Consider the following 16,309-nt stretch of genomic DNA (forward strand, 5'->3'; position numbering starts at 1 on the left):
AAAAAGGTCGTCTGAAAACTGTTTTTCAGACGGCCTTCTTTTATTGACCGCTATTTGCCTTCATCCAGCAGGAATAAGGGTTGCTGCGCCTTGCGCAATTCTTCCACTTCGTCCAGCAGGCGCATAATCAGGCCGAGCGCGGGAATGCCGGCATCAAAGTCTCGGCTCAGCCGCTGGGCGCGGCGGATGCGGGCGAGTTGGAAGCCGCTGTACAAAGTTTGTTCCGGCCTGCCGTTTACGCTGATGATTTCTTCCTCTATCAGCTCCAGCAGCCAATCGCGGCGGCAGCGGCTGGCAGCGAGGATTTCTTCGAAAGTCAGGGTAATGTCGGTGTGTTGCGTCATGGTTTGTCCTTTCAATTTGATGCGCTTTTGCCGTCAAAGTGGGCGGCAAGCTGCGCCCATGCGGCGCGGTCGGCTTCACTTTCGGCCTTGGGAACGCTGATGCGAATGTTAAGGTACAAATCGCCCGCTTCTTTGGCAGGAATACCTTTGCCTTTCAGGCGTATGCTTTTACCGTTTTGGCTGTTGGCGGGTAGGTTGACCTGCAAACGTCCGGCTGCGGTAGGAACGATAATTTTGCCGCCCAATACCGCTTCCCAAGGCTTGACGTCCATGGCCTGATATACGTCTTTTTTGTTTTTAACGTATAAATCGGGTTTGTCGTGGAACTTGATTTTCAGATACAAATCGCCGTTTGCGCCGCCGTTGTAGCCGGGCAGGCCCTGTCCCGCCAAACGGATTTGCTGGCCTTCGGTAATGCCTTTGGGGATTTTGACGTTGAGGGTTTTGGTCTGATAACCGACGTGGCCGTATTCGTCCACGGTCGGTACGTTCAGGTTCAGCGAACGCTCCGCGCCGACATAAGCGGCGTAAATATCGATACTGAGTTCGGCATGCTGGTCTTCGCCTTTAATCGGGCCGGCCGGCCTTGCGTGCGCCTGTCTCTGATTGCGGCCGAAGCCGGCAAACAAATCTTCAAAATTGAAATCGCCCGCGCCGAAAGGTTCGCCGTCGCGATATTCATAGCGGAAGCCGCCGGATTGCGCGCCGCCGAACGGATTGCCTCCTGCGCTGCGGCCGTAAGGGTTGGCTAGCAATTCGTCGTATTCGGCACGCTTTTCACGGTCGGATAAGGTTTCGTAGGCGGTGTTGATTTCGGCGGTGCGCTCGGCGGCGTCAGGTTCTTTGCTGACGTCGGGATGGTATTTGCGTACCAGTTTGCGGTAGGCCTTTTTAATGGTGTCCGCGTCGGCGGTTTTGTCCACGCCGAGAATTTCGTAATAGGTTTTTTCTGCCATATCGTTCTTCCGTCTTTATCATGTTAATCATTATGCCGTATTTACTATTTATAAGGGCGGAAGGCATAGATTCAATACTCTAGGTGCACAAATAAACGGTTCGGCAGGTAAGTATTAAAAAGGTCGTCTGAAAACGGAAATCCGGTTTTCAGACGACCTGTATTATATTATTATATAGTGAAATCAATCGGCAACAGTTACAAGGCGGAAGTTGTGCAAATCCCATAGCCGTTTGGACAGTTTTCAGGGATTTTAAAAGCCAGCTGGAACATACAGGAGCGTTTCTATTCCGTAGTCGGCTTTGTAAGCTTTTTGCCTAATGCCCTGCTCTTCAGTTATCAAAACCTCCGTATTTAGATACAGAAATTTCTAAAATACTGCCCCCTTTACGGTAACGCCGAGTTTGATTCGGTGCTCTACCTTTACCTGAATAAATTCCTGCTCCCATTTCCATTCTAAAGTCGAAATGTTTCGGGTGGCGGGTAAATATTGCGTATTCACGAGATTCGATTTCCGACATTATGATTTTTTTGACTTTGCCCAACTTGGCTTCTGCTTCTTTGATCTTCATGCCCGGATGTACCCCCGAAGCCGTGTGACAGGCGGGAGAATAGGTGCTCAAAGAATCAATTTTTTTATGGAGTTTTATAGGAGAATCAGGATTGTCGTCTCCATCTTGCAAAGCGATAACCATAACGTCTTTAGACAGCGTAATGGCAACATACGCCACACCTTCGGCATCACTTGTTCTCTCCATTTTCGCCTTCGGGAATTTCTGTTTTACCTGCTTTAAGCTCTGCCCTAGTTTAATTCCTCCGATGCTGTCTTTTTGAATCAAACATTCGGCAGCAGCAGGCATGGCAAAACCCAAAATCAACGCGCCCATGATCCCAATTTTGTGCAACATGGTTACTTTCCTGTTTAATAAAAATAGGATATTAACATATCAACTTATCTATATGGTAAGGATATCGTTTCAGACGACCTATTATAGTGGATTAACTTTAAACCAGTACGGCGTTGCCTCGCCTTGCCGTACTATTTGTACTGTCTGCGGCTTCTATGTTGCCAACATCAAATCCTTTTGCTAAAAAGGTCGTCTGAAATCAGGGTATTCCCCATTTCAGACGACCTTTTTACCTTATCGGCGGCAATGCCAAATCAACTTTCCGTCTTCGGATTCGGCAGCAAGAAATTCAATACAATCGCCAAAATGGCGCACAAACCGACGCCGGCAAAACTCAACGTGCCGACATGAACCGCCATGCCGCCGACACCGACCGTCAAAACCGAGCTGACAATGACCAGATTTTTCGGCTGCATCAAATCCACTTTCGCATCCACCAGCGTTTTAATGCCCAAAGAAGCAATCGTGCCGAACAAAAGCAGCATGATGCCGCCCATTACGGGTAGAGGGATGGAAGCGAGGAAAGCATTGAATTTACCGAAAAACGCCATGGCAATGGCGAAAATCGCCGCCCAAGTCATAATGACCGGATTGCTGTTTTTCGTAATCATCACCGCGCCCGTTACCTCGCCGTAAGTCGTTACCGGCGGGCCACCGATCAAACCTGCCACACATACGCCCAAGCCGTCGCCCGCCAGCGTTTTATCCAAGCCCGGGTCTTTGGTGTAGTTGTTGCCCGTTACATTGCCGATTGCCATAATGCCGCCGATGTGTTCGATGGCGGGCGCGATGGCGACGGGCAACATAAACAGCGCGGCCTGCCAGTTGACTTGTGGCGTTTCAAAATGCGGCACGGCAAACCACGGCGCAGCCGCGATGGTAGCAGTATCCACCAAGCCCATGACCAAAGCCAAAATATAGCCTGAAGCCACGCCGATTAAAATCGGAACCAGTTTCATCATGCGGCTGCCAAAAACCGACACAACCACCGTAACGGCAAACGTAAAGCCCGACAAAATCAGCGCATCCGCATAGTCGATTACTTGCTTTCCGCCGGATTTGCCCATTGCCATTTCACTTGCGGCTGCGGCGACAGACAAACCGATGACCATAATCACAGGCCCGATAACCACCGGCGGCAACAGCCGGTTGACCGTAGCCAGCCCGCGCCATTTAATCAGCGCGGCAAACACAAAATACATAAAACCCGCTGCAAACAGCCCGAACATGGTCGAAGGCAGACCCCATGTTTTAATCGAGTAGATAATCGGCGCAATAAAGGCAAAAGAAGAGCCTAAGAAAATCGGCACTTTACGCTTGGTGACTATTTGAAAGAGCAGCGTACCGATGCCCGCACCTAAAAGTGCCAAAGAAGGATTCAGTCCGGTCAAAAGCGGAACAAGCACCATCGCCCCGAACGCCACAAACAAAATCTGCGCGCCGGAAACCGCCAATTTAAGCTGGTTCATCAGAAAGCCTCGTCAAATCAATTCAAACGGCGGGAATTATACAGTTTCACCCCATAAATGAACATTAATTTACAAATAATCCGTTAAATATACCAAACTTCTAAAAAGTAAAACATGAACCGCCCTACCCTAATCATCTCAAACGGATAACCGTTTTTCTTCATAATGAAATAACCAATACGGCGACAAAACAATTTAAAGACGACGTTAACCCACGCTCCAATTAACATCTGAGGTCGTCTGAAACGCTTTTTCAGACGACCTCGGTTCTCATCATTAAACAATTATCTATATAATGCCTGCCTGATACGTTCTTTCAGACGACCTTCTACACTATTTCAGAAAGCCAAAATATGAATACCAAACAAAAAGTCATCGCCATAGACGGCCCCAGCGCATCAGGAAAAGGGACGGTCGCTTCCCGTGTCGCTCAGGCTTTGGGATTTGATTATCTGGACTCCGGCGCGTTATACCGCCTGACCGCGCTGTATGCGAAGAAACGGGATGTGGAATGGAGCGATGAAGAGGCGGTTGCCGAGTTGGCGGAAAATCTGCCCGCGCGCTTTGAAGGATCGCAGGTCTTTTTGGATGATGAAGACGTTTCGGGGCAAATCCGCAGCGAAGCCATCGGCATGGGTGCTTCTGCAGTGGCGCAGTTGCCGAAAGTGCGTGCCGCGCTTTTACAGCGGCAGCGTGATTTTCTGACGGAAAAGGGTTTGGTCGCTGACGGCCGCGATATGGGTTCGGTTGTTTTCCCCGATGCGACGTTAAAGGTTTTCCTGACCGCAGGTGCGAAAATACGGGCGGAACGCCGCGCCAAACAAATCGGCATTCCGTGCGAAGGCTTGGAATTTGAACGGATTTTGTCAGACATCGAAGCACGCGATGAAGCGGACCGCCGCCGCAGTGTTGCACCCTTAAAGCAGCTCCCCGATGCCGAGCTTTTGGATACGAGCGGGCTGAGTATCGAAGAAGCTGTAAAAAAAGTGCTTGATTGGTATCATAAAGTTTAAAATTTAGGGTATAATCCTTGCGTTTTGTTTCAGACGACCTTTGGAGCATCCAAAGGTCGTCTGAAATATTTATTTTCAAAGCCTGTCGTGCCAAGGGCGGCAGGCATTCTCCAACCTACCCCACACCCCTTGGCGGTGTACCGAAAAGAGTATATATGACTATGGAAAATTTTGCCCAGCTGCTGGAAGAAAGCTTTACCCTGCAAGAGATGAACCCAGGTGAAGTGATTACTGCCGAAGTAGTCGGCATTGATCAAAACTTCGTGACCGTTAATGCAGGTCTGAAATCAGAATCTCTGATTGACGTTGCTGAATTCAAAAACGCTCAGGGCGAGATTGAAGTTAAAGTTGGCGATTTCGTTACCGTTACCATCGAATCTGTTGAAAACGGCTTCGGCGAAACCAAACTGTCTCGTGAAAAAGCCAAACGTGCTGCCGACTGGATCGCTTTGGAAGAAGCGATGGAAAACGGCGACATCTTGTCCGGCGTTATCAATGGCAAAGTCAAAGGCGGCCTGACCGTCATGATCAACAGCATCCGTGCATTCCTGCCGGGTTCTCTGGTTGACGTGCGTCCCGTTAAAGACACTTCCCACTTTGAAGGCAAAGAAATCGAATTCAAAGTCATCAAACTGGACAAAAAACGCAACAACGTCGTGGTTTCCCGCCGCGCCGTTCTGGAAGCTACTTTGGGTGAAGAGCGTAAAGCCCTGCTGGAAAACCTGCAAGAAGGCTCTATCATCAAAGGTATCGTTAAAAACATCACCGACTACGGTGCATTCGTTGACTTGGGCGGCATCGACGGTCTGTTGCACATCACCGACCTGGCATGGCGCCGTGTGAAACACCCGAGCGAAGTTCTGGAAGTCGGTCAAGAAGTTGAAGCCAAAGTCCTGAAATTCGACCAAGACAAACAACGTGTTTCTCTGGGTATGAAACAATTGGGCGAAGATCCTTGGAGCGGCCTGACCCGTCGTTACCCACAAGGTACCCGCCTGTTCGGTAAAGTATCCAACCTGACCGACTACGGTGCGTTCGTTGAAATCGAACAAGGCATCGAAGGTTTGGTACACGTTTCCGAAATGGACTGGACCAACAAAAACGTACACCCAAGCAAAGTCGTACAATTGGGCGACGAAGTCGAAGTCATGATTCTGGAAATCGACGAAGACCGCCGCCGTATCTCTTTGGGCATGAAACAATGTCAAGCCAATCCTTGGGAAGAATTTGCCGCCAACCACAACAAAGGCGACAAAATCTCCGGTGCGGTTAAATCCATCACTGACTTCGGCGTATTCGTAGGTCTGCCTGGCGGTATCGACGGTCTGGTTCACCTGTCTGACCTGTCTTGGACTGAAGCCGGCGAAGAAGCTGTACGCAAATACAAAAAAGGCGAAGAGGTTGAAGCCGTTGTATTGGCAATCGACGTTGACAAAGAGCGCATCTCTTTAGGCATCAAACAGCTGGAAGGCGATCCTTTCGGTAACTTCATCAGCGTAAATGACAAAGGTTCTTTGGTTAAAGGTTCTGTGAAATCTGTTGACGCCAAAGGTGCCGTTGTTGCCCTGTCTGACGAAGTAGAAGGCTACCTGCCTGCTTCCGAATTCGCAGCCGACCGCGTTGAAGACCTGACCACCAAACTGAAAGAAGGTGATGAGGTTGAAGCTGTTATCGTAACCGTCGACCGCAAAAACCGCAGCATCCGCCTGTCTGTTAAAGCTAAAGACGCTAAAGAAAACCGTGAAGCCCTGAATTCAGTCAACGCTGCTGCAACCGCCAGCGCCGGTACTACCAGCCTCGGCGACTTGCTGAAAGCCAAACTGTCCGGCGACCAAGAATAAGGTTGCAGACATGACGAAGTCTGAATTAATGGTTCGTTTGGCAGAAGTTTTTGCCGAGAAAAACGGTAACCAATTGCTGGCAAAAGACGTTGAATACAGCGTAAAGGTTTTGGTTGATACCATGACCCGCTCGCTGGCTCGCGGTCAGCGTATTGAAATCCGTGGTTTCGGCAGCTTCGATTTGAACCATCGCCCGGCCCGTATCGGTCGCAACCCCAAAACCGGCGAACGTGTGGAAGTGCCTGAAAAACACGTCCCTCACTTCAAGCCCGGCAAGGAATTGCGCGAACGTGTGGACTTGGCTTTACAAGAAAATGCCAACTAAACCTGAGTAAACGAACGCCGCAGAAATGCGGCGTTTTTTGTTGTCTGAAAATATGGTTCGCTATTGTTTTCGGAATTTGAGTGGAATTTGTAATGGAAAATTCATAGGGTCGTCTGAAATCATCTATAATACGTTTCTTTTAATGATTGCCCGTTTCTAAAACATAATTGTCAAACCCAAAAACATAATAAAGGTCAGATATGAGTGATAGAGGTCAACTGTTTGTCGCCCCTCCGTTTGAAAACCACAGCCCGCTGACTTGGTATCAAGCGGCAGCCGAACAACCGAATTTCATCCGCGATGAAGCACAAGCGCGGGCGATTGAATATTTGGATCGTTTGTGGACCGAGCTGATGATGTTCAAACGCAAACGTAACCGCTTTCTAGGACGCAGCCTGCGCTCTCCTCAAGTGCCGAAAGGTTTGTATTTTTATGGCGGCGTGGGTCGCGGCAAAAGTTTTTTGATGGACGCTTTTTTCGGCTGCTTGCCATACCGCCGCAAACGCCGTGTCCACTTTCATGCTTTTATGGCGGAAATCCATAAGCGTTTGAAAGACTTGAAAAGCGAAGCCAATCCTTTAAAGGCAGTAGCTGCCGAGATTGCCAAAGAGACCCGTGTATTGTGTTTTGACGAATTCCACGTCAGCGATATTGCAGATGCGATGATTCTGGGTCGCCTGCTGGAAAACTTGTTGAGCGAAGGCGTGGTTTTGGTGGCAACTTCCAACTATGCCCCGTCTGAACTTTACCCCCAAGGTCAAAACAGAAGCAGTTTTCTGCCGACCATTGCGCTAATTGAATCCAGCCTGACCGTCTTAAATGTTGATGGCGGAGAAGACTACCGTCTGCGCACTTTACGTCCTGCTGAGATTTTCTTCGTTCCTAATAATGAAGAAAATGAGCAAAAATTGGCTGCTTTATTTAAAGAAATGGCAGGAATTGCCGAATTGAATCCCGGTGTCAGCGTGATACACGGGCGAGAAATTCCGCACAAGGCCCAATCCGACCGCGCCATTTGGTTCGATTTCCGCGCTTTATGCTTTGGTCCGCGTTCGCAAGCCGATTACCTCTATTTGGCCGAACATTATGAAATGGTGTTTGTATCAGGATTGGAGCGCCTGACACCGCAGGAAAAAGCCGAAGCGCGCCGCCTTACTTGGCTGATTGATGTACTGTACGATTTCCGAGTGAAGCTCTGTGCTACCAGTGTGGTAGGCGTAAACGATATTTATGTCGAAGGCGATTTTGCCGAAGAATTTACCCGCACTGCCAGCCGTATGGTGGAAATGCAATCGGAAGTTTATTTGGAACAGCCGCATCTGACGTTGAAAAAATAAGATTCAGGCGAAGAAAAAAGTGCGGCTTTTCCCAAAGTAAACTGAAATTTGATAAAATAGCAGTTCATTTTCCTCAACCTCAGACTATTGCACAACGCAATAAAAACAAGGACATAATATGGCTATTGAGCGCACGATCTCCATCGTTAAACCCGATGCTGTAGGTAAAAATGTAATCGGCAAAATTTACAGCCGTTTTGAAGACAACGGACTGCGTATTGTCGCTGCCAAAATGAAGCACCTCAGTGTGCGCGAAGCCCAAGATTTTTATGCTGTGCACAAAGAGCGTCCTTTTTACGACAGCTTGGTTGCCTTTATGACCAGCGGTCCCGTCATGATTCAGGTGCTGGAAGGTGAAAATGCCGTTGCAAAAAACCGTGAGTTAATGGGCGCAACCAACCCTGCCGAAGCTGCTCCCGGTACGATACGCGCGGATTTTGCCGAATCCCTGAGCGTAAACGCTGTACACGGCTCCGACAGTCTGGAAAACGCAGCAATCGAGATTGCCTACTTCTTCAGCCAAAGCGAAATCTGCCCACGTTAACGATAAATGCCGTTCGAGCGTCCGACCGGTTCGGGCGTTTGGACGGTTTTGTCGATATTGTTTGTCTAAATCTGTTTTCAGACGACCTTTCTAAAATGGGGGTCGTCTGAAAATATGATAGAAGAAGCCTGAGAATAAAAGCTGTTTGCTAAAAAAGGATTGGGGAGATTTTCCAGACTGTTGCGAAGCTCCCTTCTCCATCAGATTCACAAGACTTATAACCAACGGCAGCCTTTATTCAAAAGCTTTACCAAGAAATAAACCACATGAAAACCAATCTGCTGAATTACGATTTAAACGGTCTGACCCATCATTTTGCCGAGATGGGCGAGAAACCGTTCCGCGCCAAACAAGTCATGCGCTGGATCCACCAAGCCGGTGCACAAAGTTTCGATGAAATGACCGATTTGGCAAAGTCTCTGCGTCTGAAACTCAACGAACAGGCAAGCGTGGATGTGCCCAAACTGATGATGGCGCAAGAATCCTCCGATGGTACGCGCAAATGGCTGCTGGATGTAGGAACGGGCAACGGCGTGGAAACGGTATTTATTCCCGAAGCAGAACGCGGTACGTTGTGTATTTCCTCGCAAGTCGGCTGCGCATTGGAATGCACCTTCTGTTCTACCGGCCGCCAAGGTTTCAACCGTAATCTGACCGCTGCGGAAATCATCGGACAATTGTGGTGGGCAAACAAAGCGATGGGCGTTACGCCGAAAAACGAACGTGTGATCTCCAATGTGGTGATGATGGGCATGGGTGAGCCGATGGCGAACTTTGATAATGTCGTCACTGCATTGAGTATCATGCTGGACGATCATGGCTACGGTCTAAGCCGCCGTCGCGTTACCGTTTCCACATCGGGTATGGTGCCGCAAATGGACAGGTTGCGCGATGCGATGCCTGTTGCGCTGGCAGTGTCCCTTCATGCTTCCAACGACGAAGTACGTGATCAAATTGTTCCGCTAAATAAAAAATATCCCTTGAAAGAATTGATGGCGGCATGTCAACGCTATTTGGTCAAAGCACCAAGAGATTTCATTACTTTTGAATACGTTATGCTGGACGGAGTCAATGATAAGGCGCAGCATGCGCGTGAACTGGTTGAGTTGGTAAAAGACGTACCGTGCAAATTCAATCTGATTCCGTTCAATCCCTTCCCAAATTCCGGCTACGAACGCTCTACCAATGAAAATATCCGCGTTTTCCGCGATATTTTGCAGCAGGCAGGATTCGTGGTAACCGTCCGCAAAACGCGTGGCGACGATATTGACGCGGCTTGCGGTCAATTGGCAGGACAAGTACAAGATAAAACACGCCGCCAACAAAAATGGCAGCAGATTTTGGTTGAACAACAGAGCTGATTATGAAACTGAACATTTGGCAACCCATTATTTTAACTTTAGTTTTGGGCGCATGCGCCGGCCCGAAAGGTCCAAGCAGAGCGGAACGTGCGACACAGGTCGCCAATATCAAAACCCAGTTGGCTATCGAATACATGCGCGGGGGCGATTACCGTCAAGCAACGGTAAGCATTGAAGAGGCATTGAAAGCAGACAGCAGCAATGAAGATGCATGGCTGGTTCGCGCGCAAATTTATCAATATCTCAAAGTGCGCGACAAGGCACAGGAAAGCTTCCAAAAAGCCCTATCTTTGAAACCTGACAATGCGGAAATCAATAATAACTACGGCTGGTTCTTGTGCAGCGAGATGAATAATCCCGCCCAGTCCATCAGTTATTTTGACAAAGCCCTCGCCGATCCGACTTATCCATCCCCATTTATCGCCAACCTCAACAAAGGCATTTGCAGCGCGAAGATGGGCCAATATTCGCTGGCAGAAGCTTACCTCGAACGCTCTTTGGCTGCGCAACCCCAATTCCCGCCTGCGTTTAAAGAATTGGCAAGAACCAAAATGCTGGCAGGCAATTTAAACGAAGCGGACTATTATTTCCGTCAATACCAAAGCAAAGTCGATGTCTTGCAGGCAGATGATTTGCTGCTGGGTTGGAAATTGGCGACTGCTTTGGGCAATAGCCAGGCAGCCTACGAATACGAAGCCCAGTTAAGGGCAAACTTCCCCTACTCGGAACAATTACAGGCAGTAACCACAGGTAAGTAACTACATGGAAAATCAAAAGAAAAACGAATACGACATTCAAGCTGCCAAATCATTGGGTGATGAGCTGGGACAACTCAGACACAAATCAGGTTGGGATATTGACGAAGTAGCGCGACGGTTGAAACTGTCTGCCGAACAAATTGAAGCACTTGAAAAAGGAGACTATTCTTTCTTTTCAGGATTGGTCTTCGTTATGGGCTATCTGCGTTCTTATGCCCGTCTGTTGAAAATCGATGAAGCAACCATTACAGGTCGTCTGAAAGCCATTTCTGCGCCGGAAGAAGACCATGTCTATCTGGTAGATCGCAAACAAAATACCGGCTTAAACTACCAAGATGGTGAAAAAGTCGGCTTTCCCAAATGGGTCTTGGGCGTGGCAGCACTCATCCTGCTTGGCGGCGGTATTTATGTTTGGCAAAGCAAGTCCAATCATGAAAACGAACAACAAGTCGCGCAAAACAGCGATGCAGTACGTAACAGTATGCAGACGCCGGATTTGAAAAAAGAAAATGTTGCCGTTTCCAATATGGCAGAAAACGGCAAACAAGAAATATCCAATGCCGAAAAAGCAGCTTCAAGTGTCGCCGCATCCGAAGCAGCGGCATCCGCACCTGAAGTCAAAGTCGATTCAGACGAGCTTTGGATTAAAGTCCAATACCGAAGCAATCTGATTATCACCGACAAGAAAGGTACCATGATTTTCAGCCGGATCATTCCCGCAGGAAGCGAAAGGCGTTTTAAAGGCGGTGCGCCCTACAATGTATGGATCGGTATTGCCACAGGTGCACAAGCCAATTATGGCGGGACAACCATCAATCTGGCAGAATACCGGGTTGCCGGTGAAAAATCAGCTTCCTTTGTAGCAGGAAAAAAATAAAGATGAACACACCCAAACGCCGCCAAACCCATCAAGTACAAATCGATCATCTCACCGTCGGTTCAGATGCTCCCGTTGTCGTGCAATCGATGACCAATACCGACACCGCAGATGCTAAAGCAACCGCCCTGCAAGTCAAAGAATTGAGCGATGCAGGCTCAGAAATGGTGCGCATTACCGTCAACAGCCCGGAAGCCGCCTCCAAAGTTGCCGAAATCCGCCAGCGTTTGGACGACATGGGTTACACCACCCCGCTGATTGGCGACTTCCATTTCAATGGCGAACGTCTGTTGGCAGAATTTCCCGAGTGCGGCAAAGCCTTGTCCAAATACCGCATCAACCCCGGCAATGTCGGCAAAGGCGCAAAAGGTGATGAAAAATTTGCCTATATGATTCGGACTGCCGCCGAAAACGACAAAGCCGTCCGTATCGGCGTCAACTGGGGTTCGCTTGACCAAAGCCTCGCCAAGCGCATGATGGATGCCAATCTGGCGTCCTCATCGCCCAAACCGCCTGAAGAAATCATGAAAGAAGCCTTGATTATTTCGGCGTTGGAATCTGCTGAAAAAGCCGTCCGATTAGGTTTGCCTGAAAACAAAATCATCTTGTCGTGCAAGGTCAGCTCCGTTCAAGATTTGATTCAGGTTTACCGCGAGTTGGGCAGCCGTTGCCAATATCCGCTCCACTTAGGCTTAACGGAAGCAGGCATGGGCAGCAAAGGCATTGTTGCCTCTACTGCAGCCTTGGCCGTACTGCTCCAAGAAGGTATCGGCGACACCATCCGTATCTCACTTACCCCCGAACCCGGCAGCTCGCGTACTCAAGAAGTGATCGTCGGTCAAGAAATTCTACAAACCATGGGTCTGCGCTCGTTTACCCCCATGGTTACCGCCTGCCCCGGTTGCGGACGCACCACCAGTACGGTCTTCCAAGAGCTCGCCCAAGACGTACAAAATTACCTGCGTCAAAAAATGACCGTATGGCGCACCATCTATCCCGGTGTGGAATCTTTAAACGTTGCAGTCATGGGCTGCGTCGTTAACGGGCCGGGCGAAAGCAAACTGGCAGACATCGGCATCAGCCTGCCTGGAACCGGCGAAACCCCTGTTGCCCCGGTTTATGTTGACGGGGAGCGTAAAGTGACTTTAAAAGGCGACAACATCGCAGCCGAATTCTTGGAAATTGTCGAAGAATACGTCAAAACCAACTATTGCGAAGGCGGTGCCAAACGCAGTCAAAACCGTATCATCCCAATACAGTCCGCTTGATAGACATAAACAAAAAAAGGTCGTCTGAAAACCATTTTCTTTGGTTTTTCAGACGACCTTTGTTACATTGTTTCAACATCTTAGATTTTAGAATCAACCGTTTTAAAACTGTTTCTCCACGCTGATAAACGTCTGCATACTCTTGCGGGAATAGAAGCCGCTCATATTGCTGTCGATTTTCAGATAACGGAAATTCAAATGCGGCACTAAGCCTTTCCATGAAATTTTATTGTGCCAAATAGAGGCATTTGCCTGATATTCATGGTCTTTACGGGTCAGACGGTACACCAGGCTTCCCGGCGCATCAAAGGTACGGCGGGCGTAGCGCAGGTTGGTGCGGATGCCGAATCCGTTCTCAAACGCTTTCGCCGCGCCGAAGCGTATGCCCTTGCGCACGGATGCCTGCTCCTCTTCTTTGGTCATGTCGTGCGACCAGTCTGCTCCTCCGTAAAACAGCCAGCCCTTTGGCGCGGCATACATCAGCGTTACTCCCGCCAGCGGCATTTTGCCGTTGTAGCGCTCTGCAATATGCGGCTCCCGATAGCGTTTGCGGACATATCCCGCATTCAGCATCACGCGCCATTTCGCACCGAAACGGCGGGAAAAATCGGCCTGCACCCCATCGGCGCGGTTGTAGCGGCTGCCGCCCAGCCAATTGGTTTCGGCAAACGGCACAAGGCCGAACGAGCGCGCCGCCGAATGGTTTTTATAGCCTGCGGCAATGTTCAGGCTCTGCTCGTCGAAATCATGGTTGTCCCAATAAGCGACACCGTCGCCGCCCAGTTTGGCGTAGGCATAATGGTGTCCGCCGAGATTTTTTTCACGCGACACAGACGCGCCGTAGCGCAGGCCGTGTGCCCGCTGCGGCAGGCTGTCAGCCGTTTTCTGCCATCTTTTGCCGTCGATTTCGATAAAACGCGCGTCGGCGGCATTGTTCACATTGTCCGTGGCCTCGTATTGCAGCGAGACATCGGGCTGCCAGCTTTCGGCCTCGCGGACGGCAGCCAAATATCGGCCGGCAATGTTCTGCATTTCGGGCGACAAATCAGGCAGGGCGTGTTGCAGCTCGGCTTCGGCGGCGTGGTATTGTCGGTCTTCAAACAGCATCACGCCCAAGTCAAAACGCGGATAGGCCAAATCGGGATGCCGCCCGACAATGCCGCGATACAGCGCGATTGCTTCCTTATGGTGCAACTGGGCGCGGCGCAATGCGCCCAGCGCGTAATCGTAAAGCGTTTGGTCGCGTGCGGGCAGATTGCGGTAACGCGCCAGCAGCGGCGGCAAAGCTTGCCAGTCGCGGCGGAAAACCGCATGATTGATTTGCGCTTCCAAACCGTCTTGCGGCGAAAGGCCGTCTGAAAGCGGCGCGGCAGGCGCAGGCTCGGGCAGGTTTTCAGACGGCATCTGCGCCGCCTCACGGTTTTCAAAAAACAGCGGCTCGGGCACGAGCACGGTCGGCCCGTCGGCCAGTGCCGCCAGCGGAAACGGCAGCAGGAGCAGGGAAAGTTTGTTCATGGTTTCGGGTATCGGAGATTGTTCGGATTGCGGAAAAAGGCCGTCTGAAAACGGAAAACGCTTTTCAGACGGCCTGTTGCGGTTTAAAGCCGTTGCCGTGCGGGTTTATTTTTTGATTTCGCCGCGCTGGCCGCCAAAGCCGATTTCTTTTTTGCCGCTGGTTTGATTTGAATAACCTTTATAAACAGATTCAAATTCGACAAGACCGCCAATTTCTTGGGCTTCTGATCCGAAGAAACCCAATATGTATGAACCTGTCAGGGGAGTATTTTGCCAGTAATCTTTTTCAGATACGGCTGTGCTGCTGATACCCATCATCTGCTTGTTTTGCAGAGAAACTTTGGCGATTGAGCCTTCTTGCAAAGTGATTTTGCCAAAATCATCAAGACCAGTTATCTCTCCCGACCCTGTTCGTTTGCCGAAATCAACAACATAGCTGACTTTTCCATCATCAGGCTGCATGATTGCTTTCCCTGCATATGTCGCTGTACCCAAAGTCGGTAACAGTTTTTCAGGAGTGGCATAACCTGCAATCTGATGATAAGCATGGGCATTCCCCCAATATTCTTTATCCTTGTCTTTGTTAACGACATTACTCAATACAACTGAAAACGGCTGGCGGTATAGCTTTTTATTTCCGCTGTAATCCTTGGCATAAGCAAATATGTAATGAAGTTTTTCCGGATCGGCTTTGTATTCGTCAAGCGATTTGACAGGATAAGTATCCAACGCACTGATCGCTTTCTGCGCCTCTTCCAAGCCTTTGTTGTAGTTGGCCTGTTTGATTAATCTACCTAATTCCGCCTGCGCCGCCGCATCGTCCTGTTTCAGGTATTTTTCGGCATAGTCTTTGGCCTGAGTGGCAGTCAGCCCGCCTTCGGTTGCGTTTTTGTTCAACTCGGCTTTGCGTTTTTCCAGGCGTTCGGTTTCTTCGCGGCTGATAAAGTCCCCACGTTTGCCGCCGAAGCCGATTTCGCTTTCCGGCAGCTTGGCCGATCCTGCGATTTCTTCCGCCGCTTTGCCGAACAGGCCGAGGCGGTATGTGCCTTTCGAGCCGTTTTCGGCGGAAGCCGCCGCGCTGACGCCGGTTACGGTTTTGCCGCCGATGCCGACCTTGCCGAGTTTCCCTTCGGCCAAATCGATTCTGCCCGTTTCGGCAATATCGGTAATCCTGCCCGAGCCGGTACGTTTGTCGAAATTGACGGTGTAGTTCAAATCGCCGCTGCCCTCTTTCGAGAATGCTTTGCCCTGATATTCGGCAGAGCCTGTGGTCGGCACGGCTTTGTCAGGCGTGGCGTAACCCGCCACTTTGCTGACGGCAAACGTCGTGTCGGTCTGCGTGCCGTTGTAGCTGTCGTTTGTTTTCGTAACCGTACCGTTGCCGACTACGACGGAATAATCCTGGTTGTAGGCTTTCTGCACGGATGAAACGGTTGTCGTCCGCCATGTCGTTGTTTTGCCTGACGGTGTCAGCACTTCCCGAGATTCCGACGATTGCGAAACCTGATTTTTCTGCTCGTCAAAGCCTTCTGCATACACGCCGCCTTTGGCTTCGGCAACTGCCGCTTTAAACGCAGCATCCAAGGCCGTCTGAATTTCGGAATCGGCCGTATCCACATTGGACGCGGCAAAAGCTGCGGCCTGTTTTTGGTTCAAACCCGCTTCGGTGGCTTTTTTCACCAAATCAGCCTTACGCGCAGCAATACGCGCTTCCTCTGCCTTGCGTGCTTCTTCAGCTTTACGAGCTTCTTCAGCTTTACGGGCTTCTTCAGCTTTACGTGCTTCTTCGGCTTT

The 16,309-nt window shown here is 49.9% G+C and carries 15 protein-coding genes; 9 read left to right on the top strand and 6 right to left on the bottom strand.

Features of this window, described 5'->3' with window-relative positions:
- Positions 1-50: 50 nt before the first annotated feature.
- From HMPREF2572_RS05450 to HMPREF2572_RS05465, 4 genes are all read right to left on the bottom strand, one after another.
- The gene (locus tag HMPREF2572_RS05450) at positions 51-344 is read right to left on the bottom strand and encodes a chaperone modulator CbpM (RefSeq protein ID WP_070496624.1); all 294 of its coding nucleotides are present in this window, start codon (positions 342-344) and stop codon (positions 51-53) included.
- Between the two features lie 11 nt (positions 345-355).
- Positions 356-1,300, bottom strand: coding sequence for a DnaJ C-terminal domain-containing protein (locus HMPREF2572_RS05455; protein WP_070496627.1), 945 nt, complete (start codon positions 1,298-1,300; stop codon positions 356-358).
- Between the two features lie 331 nt (positions 1,301-1,631).
- Entirely contained in the window at positions 1,632-2,207 is a 576-nt protein-coding gene (locus HMPREF2572_RS05460; RefSeq protein ID WP_070496628.1) for a hypothetical protein, read from the bottom strand.
- A 254-nt stretch (positions 2,208-2,461) separates the two neighbouring features.
- Positions 2,462-3,676: a uracil-xanthine permease family protein gene (locus HMPREF2572_RS05465; RefSeq protein WP_070496630.1), complete on the bottom strand. Its 1,215-nt coding sequence runs from the start codon at positions 3,674-3,676 to the stop codon at positions 2,462-2,464.
- A 353-nt stretch (positions 3,677-4,029) separates the two neighbouring features.
- On the opposite strand from HMPREF2572_RS05465, the gene cmk reads away from it, so the two are divergent.
- From cmk to ispG, 9 genes are all read left to right on the top strand, one after another.
- Positions 4,030-4,689: a (d)CMP kinase gene (gene cmk, locus HMPREF2572_RS05470; protein WP_070496632.1), complete on the top strand. Its 660-nt coding sequence runs from the start codon at positions 4,030-4,032 to the stop codon at positions 4,687-4,689.
- 155 nt (positions 4,690-4,844) lie between these two features.
- Positions 4,845-6,530, top strand: coding sequence for a 30S ribosomal protein S1 (gene rpsA / locus HMPREF2572_RS05475; protein WP_003744633.1), 1,686 nt, complete (start codon positions 4,845-4,847; stop codon positions 6,528-6,530).
- A 10-nt stretch (positions 6,531-6,540) separates the two neighbouring features.
- The gene (locus HMPREF2572_RS05480) at positions 6,541-6,855 is read left to right on the top strand and encodes an integration host factor subunit beta (protein WP_003744632.1); all 315 of its coding nucleotides are present in this window, start codon (positions 6,541-6,543) and stop codon (positions 6,853-6,855) included.
- A 200-nt stretch (positions 6,856-7,055) separates the two neighbouring features.
- Complete coding sequence (gene zapE, locus HMPREF2572_RS05485) at positions 7,056-8,192, top strand: cell division protein ZapE (RefSeq protein WP_070496634.1); 1,137 nt, start codon at positions 7,056-7,058, stop codon at positions 8,190-8,192.
- Positions 8,193-8,310: 118 nt separating this feature from the next.
- Positions 8,311-8,736 (top strand): nucleoside-diphosphate kinase, encoded by a 426-nt coding sequence (gene ndk / locus HMPREF2572_RS05490; protein WP_070496636.1) that lies wholly within the window; start codon positions 8,311-8,313, stop codon positions 8,734-8,736.
- Positions 8,737-9,002: 266 nt separating this feature from the next.
- Complete coding sequence (gene rlmN, locus HMPREF2572_RS05495) at positions 9,003-10,097, top strand: dual-specificity RNA methyltransferase RlmN (RefSeq protein ID WP_070496638.1); 1,095 nt, start codon at positions 9,003-9,005, stop codon at positions 10,095-10,097.
- 2 nt (positions 10,098-10,099) lie between these two features.
- The gene (gene pilW, locus HMPREF2572_RS05500; RefSeq protein ID WP_070496640.1) at positions 10,100-10,855 is read left to right on the top strand and encodes a type IV pilus biogenesis/stability protein PilW; all 756 of its coding nucleotides are present in this window, start codon (positions 10,100-10,102) and stop codon (positions 10,853-10,855) included.
- Positions 10,856-10,859: 4 nt separating this feature from the next.
- On the top strand, positions 10,860-11,732 hold the full coding sequence (locus HMPREF2572_RS05505; RefSeq protein WP_070496642.1) for a helix-turn-helix domain-containing protein: 873 nt from the start codon (positions 10,860-10,862) through the stop codon (positions 11,730-11,732).
- A gap of 2 nt (positions 11,733-11,734) precedes the next feature.
- The gene (ispG, locus tag HMPREF2572_RS05510; protein WP_070496644.1) at positions 11,735-13,000 is read left to right on the top strand and encodes a flavodoxin-dependent (E)-4-hydroxy-3-methylbut-2-enyl-diphosphate synthase; all 1,266 of its coding nucleotides are present in this window, start codon (positions 11,735-11,737) and stop codon (positions 12,998-13,000) included.
- Positions 13,001-13,102: 102 nt separating this feature from the next.
- Here ispG and HMPREF2572_RS05515 read toward each other — a convergent pair whose 3' ends face one another.
- Positions 13,103-14,515 carry a surface lipoprotein assembly modifier gene (locus HMPREF2572_RS05515; protein ID WP_070496647.1) on the bottom strand — a complete coding sequence of 471 codons (1,413 nt, stop codon included), beginning with the start codon at positions 14,513-14,515 and terminating at the stop codon, positions 13,103-13,105.
- Between the two features lie 105 nt (positions 14,516-14,620).
- Positions 14,621-16,309 (bottom strand): factor H binding protein domain-containing protein (locus HMPREF2572_RS05520; protein WP_070496649.1); only part of this gene is annotated, 1,689 nt, incomplete at its 5' end.

Origin of the sequence: Neisseria sp. HMSC064E01, assembly GCF_001808875.1 — a bacterium.
GTDB classification, from domain to species: Bacteria; Pseudomonadota; Gammaproteobacteria; order Burkholderiales; family Neisseriaceae; genus Neisseria; species Neisseria sicca_A.

Excerpts from the sequence above, each read along its gene's own strand:
- cmk (WP_070496632.1), top strand. The coding sequence starts at position 4,030 with ATGAATACCAAACAAAAAGTCATCGCCATAGACGGCCCCAGCGCATCA.
- HMPREF2572_RS05505 (WP_070496642.1), top strand. The coding sequence starts at position 10,860 with ATGGAAAATCAAAAGAAAAACGAATACGACATTCAAGCTGCCAAATCA.
- HMPREF2572_RS05455 (WP_070496627.1), bottom strand. The coding sequence starts at position 1,300 with ATGGCAGAAAAAACCTATTACGAAATTCTCGGCGTGGACAAAACCGCC.
- rlmN (WP_070496638.1), top strand. The coding sequence starts at position 9,003 with ATGAAAACCAATCTGCTGAATTACGATTTAAACGGTCTGACCCATCAT.
- ispG (WP_070496644.1), top strand. The coding sequence starts at position 11,735 with ATGAACACACCCAAACGCCGCCAAACCCATCAAGTACAAATCGATCAT.
- HMPREF2572_RS05460 (WP_070496628.1), bottom strand. The coding sequence starts at position 2,207 with ATGTTGCACAAAATTGGGATCATGGGCGCGTTGATTTTGGGTTTTGCC.
- rpsA (WP_003744633.1), top strand. The coding sequence starts at position 4,845 with ATGACTATGGAAAATTTTGCCCAGCTGCTGGAAGAAAGCTTTACCCTG.
- HMPREF2572_RS05480 (WP_003744632.1), top strand. The coding sequence starts at position 6,541 with ATGACGAAGTCTGAATTAATGGTTCGTTTGGCAGAAGTTTTTGCCGAG.
- HMPREF2572_RS05515 (WP_070496647.1), bottom strand. The coding sequence starts at position 14,515 with ATGAACAAACTTTCCCTGCTCCTGCTGCCGTTTCCGCTGGCGGCACTG.
- zapE (WP_070496634.1), top strand. The coding sequence starts at position 7,056 with ATGAGTGATAGAGGTCAACTGTTTGTCGCCCCTCCGTTTGAAAACCAC.
- pilW (WP_070496640.1), top strand. The coding sequence starts at position 10,100 with ATGAAACTGAACATTTGGCAACCCATTATTTTAACTTTAGTTTTGGGC.
- HMPREF2572_RS05465 (WP_070496630.1), bottom strand. The coding sequence starts at position 3,676 with ATGAACCAGCTTAAATTGGCGGTTTCCGGCGCGCAGATTTTGTTTGTG.
- HMPREF2572_RS05450 (WP_070496624.1), bottom strand. The coding sequence starts at position 344 with ATGACGCAACACACCGACATTACCCTGACTTTCGAAGAAATCCTCGCT.
- ndk (WP_070496636.1), top strand. The coding sequence starts at position 8,311 with ATGGCTATTGAGCGCACGATCTCCATCGTTAAACCCGATGCTGTAGGT.